The following is a 4,602-nucleotide window of genomic DNA, read 5'->3' on the forward strand; positions in this document are numbered from 1 at the left end:
GAGTATTATGTGTATATATTATTATAACAAGTTTAATTCTAACACTGTTGACGAGGAATCTTACTTCATTTTAAAACAAATTTTCGAATCTATAGATAATAATAACTTAAATAATGCTCAAAACTTAACTAAGAAACTTATAGATATAGAAAAGGAAAAAGGAAATAACGATACAAAGTTTTTAGAAGATGCCTTAAAAACCTTAAGGTAAATAAAATTTAGTTAATACAAATAATATTAAGTGAATAATATCTTATATAGGGATATTATTAAATTACGGGGGAATGATTATGGACAAATCTTTTTTTAATTGGTATACACAATCACTCGGTGGAATTATAGGTCTTATAGCATGTATGTGTGCATATTTAAACGGGTACATGGCGGTTTATGGCAATATTCTCCACAATATAGATTCAATAGGCTTAGGAGGGGTTTTAGCAAGTTATACATTGCTTCCTCTATGTATAGCCATAACAATTTTAGGAATTCTTGAATCTTTCTCAAAAAATAAAAATTTACCAGATATAAATAAGACTATAGTTATACTAACAACTTTAATTGGATTTATAGGATCTAAATTATTTTTTATTATTCCAGCTATATTTATTTTATTTAAATATTATTCAAGTTTCATAGGTAATAAAAAAGAGTTAAATACAAAGTTTTCTCAAGCAGTTCAAGTAATAGAAAATAAAAAAACAATTGTAAAAAATGAAGAAGCTAATAAAAATCTTATGAAAACTAAAATAGATATGGCTGTAGAACTCCTATTAAAAGGAGCTGATAAAAAATTTATATGCGAAATTACAGGTCTTACTATTCAAGAGTTAGAAAGTATAGAACAAAGAATCGAATAAAAATAAAAGTGCTACTTTTTATAAAAGTAGCACTTTTTACTTTGCAAAACCATTTTTTGTGATATAATGTTAGTACCAGGTAATAATACGAGGAGGTAATTATGAAAGTAAATGAGATAAAAGAATTATTATTGACTATAGATAAAACTAATTTGACATATGTAAACTTAAAAGATGAGAACTTTATTTTGGAAGTATCTAAAGGGGAAATTCCTACAAATACAAAAACAGTAGAAAATAAAAAAGAAGAACTTAAACTAGCAGAAGTAAATAGCACATATAGTGAAGCTAATAAAGAAGAAACTTCTATGGATTTAGATGCTAATAATGACAATATTCATGTAATTAAAGCTCCTATAATGGGAACTTATTATGAAGCATCAAGTCCAGAATCAAGTACTTTTGTAAAAGTAGGAGACAAGGTTTCTAAAGGAGATACTCTTTGTATAATTGAAGCTATGAAACTTATGAATGAGATAAATAGTGATGTAGATGGCGAAGTAGTTGAGATATTAGTATCTAACGAAGATTTAGTAGAATATAATCAGGCTATATTTAAAATAAAAACAATTTAATAGGAGGCAGTTTATGATTAAAAGATTATTAATTGCAAATAGAGGAGATATAGCAGTTAGAATAATTCGTACATGTAAAGAACTAAACATAGAAACTGTTGCTATATACTCTGAAATAGATAAAGAAAGTTTACACAGGTACTTAGCTGATGAATCTATATGTATAGGACCTAATAATATAAGTAAAAGTTACAACAATATCGATAATATAATATACTTAGCAAAAAAAATGAATTGTGATGCTATACATCCGGGATTTGGTTTTTTATCAGAAAATGCTAAGTTTGCTAAAGCATGTATTGATAACAATATAATCTTTGTTGGACCTACACCTAATCAAATAGAGCTAATGGGAAACAAATCAAAAGCACGTGAAACGATGATTAATTTAGATGTTCCAGTTGTTCCTGGATCTAAATCAATTTTAGAGGATAAAGACGAAGCTAAAAAATTAGCTAAAACTATTGGATACCCAGTTATGATAAAAGCTTCTAGTGGAGGCGGCGGTAAGGGTATGCGAATAATTTATAATGAAAGTGAATTTGATTCTTTATTTGATATAGCAAAAGCAGAAGCATTATCTTCATTTGGAGATAGCTCTTTATATATGGAAAAATATATTGAAAATCCAAGACATATAGAAGTTCAAGTATTTGGAGATAGCTTAAATAATGCAATACATCTTGGAGATAGAGACTGCTCTATGCAAAGAAGAAACCAAAAACTTATAGAGGAATCTTTAAGTGTTTATCTAGATGACAATCAGAGGAAAAAACTATATGATACAGCTGTAAAAGTAACTAAAGGTATAGGTTATGTTGGAGCAGGGACTATAGAATTTATTGTAGATAGAGATAAGAATTTTTATTTTATTGAGATGAACACTAGAATACAAGTTGAACATCCTGTAACAGAAATGATAACAGGTATAGACCTTATAAACTTACAGCTACTTATTGCTAGTGGAAAAGAAATACCATTTAAACAAAATGAGATTAAATTTAAAGGTCATGCCATTGAGTGTAGAATAAATGCGGAAGACTCTGATAATGATTTTAGACCATGTCCAGGAAAGATTGAGTCTATTCATATACCAGGAGGATTCGGAGTAAGATTTGATACATTTATATATCCTGGATATACAGTACCACCTATATATGATTCTATGTTAGGGAAGTTAATTTGTATAGCTGACAGTAGAGAAGAATGTATACGTAGAATGAATAGAGCTTTAGATGAGATAATCATAGAGGGAGTTACTACTAACATAGATTTTCAAAAACAACTTATAAATTCTAATGAGTTTATTGATAATACTCATCATACTAAATTTATAGAAACTAGTTTTATAAAAAGCTTAAACGCTTAAGTTAAGGAGATTTTGATTATGATTAAGAAGTTCTTAAATAGAAAAGGTCAAAACTATGCAGTTGTTCATTTAAATCAGAATTTTAAAGAAAATAGTGTAGATGATAAGTTTTGGATTTATTGTGAAACTTGCAAAAGCCAAGTATTTAGAAAAGATATTGAAGAAAATTTTAATATATGTCCAAAGTGTAATAAACACTATGATTTTTCTGCTAGAAAAAGAATTCAATTGTTATTAGATGAAAATAGTTTTGAAGAATTTGATTATGATTTAGAATTTAAAAACATATTAAACTTCCCCGACTATGAGAGTAAGATATCAAAGTATAAAAATGCTACAAACGAAAAAGAAGCTGTTATAACTGGTAAAGGGCTTATACATGGTGTAGAAGTCGTTTTATGTGTAATGAATCCTAAATTTATGATGGGAAGTATGGGAGCAATAGTTGGAGAAAAAATTACTCAATCTATAGAATACGCTATTGATAATAAACTCCCTGTGTTAATTTGTTGTGCATCTGGAGGAGCTAGAATGCAAGAAGGTATGGTTTCTCTTATGCAAATGGCAAAAACATCTCAAGCACTGTCTAAGTTGTCAGATGCAGGTCTTTTATATATATCTATACTTACTAATCCTACTACAGGAGGAGTTACTGCTAGTTTTGCAACGCTAGGGGATATAATTATAGCAGAACCTAATGCTTTGATTGCTTTTGCTGGCCCAAGGGTTATAAAACAAACTATTAAACAAGATTTACCTAAAGGCTTTCAAACATCTGAGTTTTTATTAGAACATGGTTTTGTAGATCTTATAGTTAATAGAGACCAAATGAAAGATACTTTATTTAACTTATTAAGCTTACATGGTTATAATTATTGTAAAGAAGGTGATTTAATTGCACACACAGAACATTAGTTCGAAAAATGATATAAATAAGATAAAAGAAAGCATAAAACAATTAAAACAACTATCAAATAAAAGCAATATAGACTTAAGTTGCGAAATAGAAAAATTGGAAATAAAACTTAAAAATATTGAAACTACTAACCCTAAAGATTTATCTGCATGGGATAAGGTTTCTATAAGTAGAGATATAAAGAGACCAAATGCCGAAAATTACATAAAGAACATATGTTCTTTATTCATAGAACTCCATGGAGATAGACTTTATAAAGATGATCCATCAATAATTGGAGGAATCGGAAAAATAGGAGATTTTGAAGTTACGTTAATTGGACATCAAAAGGGAAAAGACATAAATGAACAAATAAAAAGAAACTTTGGAATGCCTCATCCAGAAGGATATAGAAAAGCTCTAAGACTTATGAAACAAGCTGAAAAGTTTAATAGGCCAATAATTACTTTTATAGATACTCCAGGAGCATTTTGCGGAATAGAAGCTGAAGAACGCGGTCAAGGAGAAGCTATTGCAAAAAATTTACTTGAAATGAGTTCACTTAAAGTACCTATACTATCTATTGTTATAGGAGAGGGGGGGAGTGGAGGAGCACTTGGGATAGGTGTTTCAAATGAGATAGCCATGCTTCAAAACTCAGTTTATTCAGTTATTTCGCCTGAAGGATTATCAAGCATTCTATTTAAAGATGCATCTAAATCTAAAGATGCTAGTGAAATAATGAAACTTACGAGTTCAGATTTAAAAGAATTAGGAATAATAGATCATATTATAGAAGAACCTCCTGGTACAGCTCATAGTGATTTAGAAGCTGTATCAAATGATATTAAAAATTATATAATAAACAGATTAAATTTTTATAAAGATTTTTCTAATGATGAA

Annotated in this window: 6 protein-coding genes; all 6 read left to right on the plus strand. The window is 28.5% G+C overall.

The genetic code is table 11. The features are described 5' to 3' along the window. A partial coding sequence (locus VN21_RS18535) for a hypothetical protein (RefSeq protein WP_046821739.1) occupies window positions 1-211 on the plus strand: 211 nt, incomplete at its 5' end. 79 nt (window positions 212-290) lie between these two features. Beyond that, window positions 291-860 (plus strand): hypothetical protein, encoded by a 570-nt coding sequence (locus tag VN21_RS18335; protein WP_052951946.1) that lies wholly within the window; start codon window positions 291-293, stop codon window positions 858-860. A gap of 101 nt (window positions 861-961) precedes the next feature. Beyond that, the gene (gene accB / locus VN21_RS01685) at window positions 962-1,435 is read left to right on the plus strand and encodes an acetyl-CoA carboxylase biotin carboxyl carrier protein (protein WP_046821740.1); all 474 of its coding nucleotides are present in this window, start codon (window positions 962-964) and stop codon (window positions 1,433-1,435) included. 13 nt (window positions 1,436-1,448) lie between these two features. Further along, window positions 1,449-2,804, plus strand: a complete 1,356-nt coding sequence (gene accC / locus VN21_RS01690) for an acetyl-CoA carboxylase biotin carboxylase subunit (RefSeq protein ID WP_046821741.1) — start codon at window positions 1,449-1,451, stop codon at window positions 2,802-2,804. An 18-nt stretch (window positions 2,805-2,822) separates the two neighbouring features. Continuing rightward, window positions 2,823-3,719, plus strand: coding sequence for an acetyl-CoA carboxylase, carboxyltransferase subunit beta (gene accD / locus VN21_RS01695; RefSeq protein ID WP_046821742.1), 897 nt, complete (start codon window positions 2,823-2,825; stop codon window positions 3,717-3,719). Continuing rightward, window positions 3,700-4,602 (plus strand): acetyl-CoA carboxylase carboxyltransferase subunit alpha (locus VN21_RS01700; protein ID WP_052951947.1); only part of this gene is annotated, 903 nt, incomplete at its 3' end. The genes accD and VN21_RS01700, both read left to right, overlap by 20 nt.

Origin of the sequence: Paraclostridium benzoelyticum, assembly GCF_001006285.1 — a bacterium.
Taxonomy (GTDB): domain Bacteria; phylum Bacillota; class Clostridia; order Peptostreptococcales; family Peptostreptococcaceae; genus Paraclostridium; species Paraclostridium benzoelyticum.

What these genes read in the sequence shown, in the direction of transcription:
- VN21_RS18335 (WP_052951946.1), top strand. Translation starts at nt 291, where the DNA reads ATGGACAAATCTTTTTTTAATTGGTATACACAATCACTCGGTGGAATT.
- accB (WP_046821740.1), top strand. Translation starts at nt 962, where the DNA reads ATGAAAGTAAATGAGATAAAAGAATTATTATTGACTATAGATAAAACT.
- accC (WP_046821741.1), top strand. Translation starts at nt 1,449, where the DNA reads ATGATTAAAAGATTATTAATTGCAAATAGAGGAGATATAGCAGTTAGA.
- accD (WP_046821742.1), top strand. Translation starts at nt 2,823, where the DNA reads ATGATTAAGAAGTTCTTAAATAGAAAAGGTCAAAACTATGCAGTTGTT.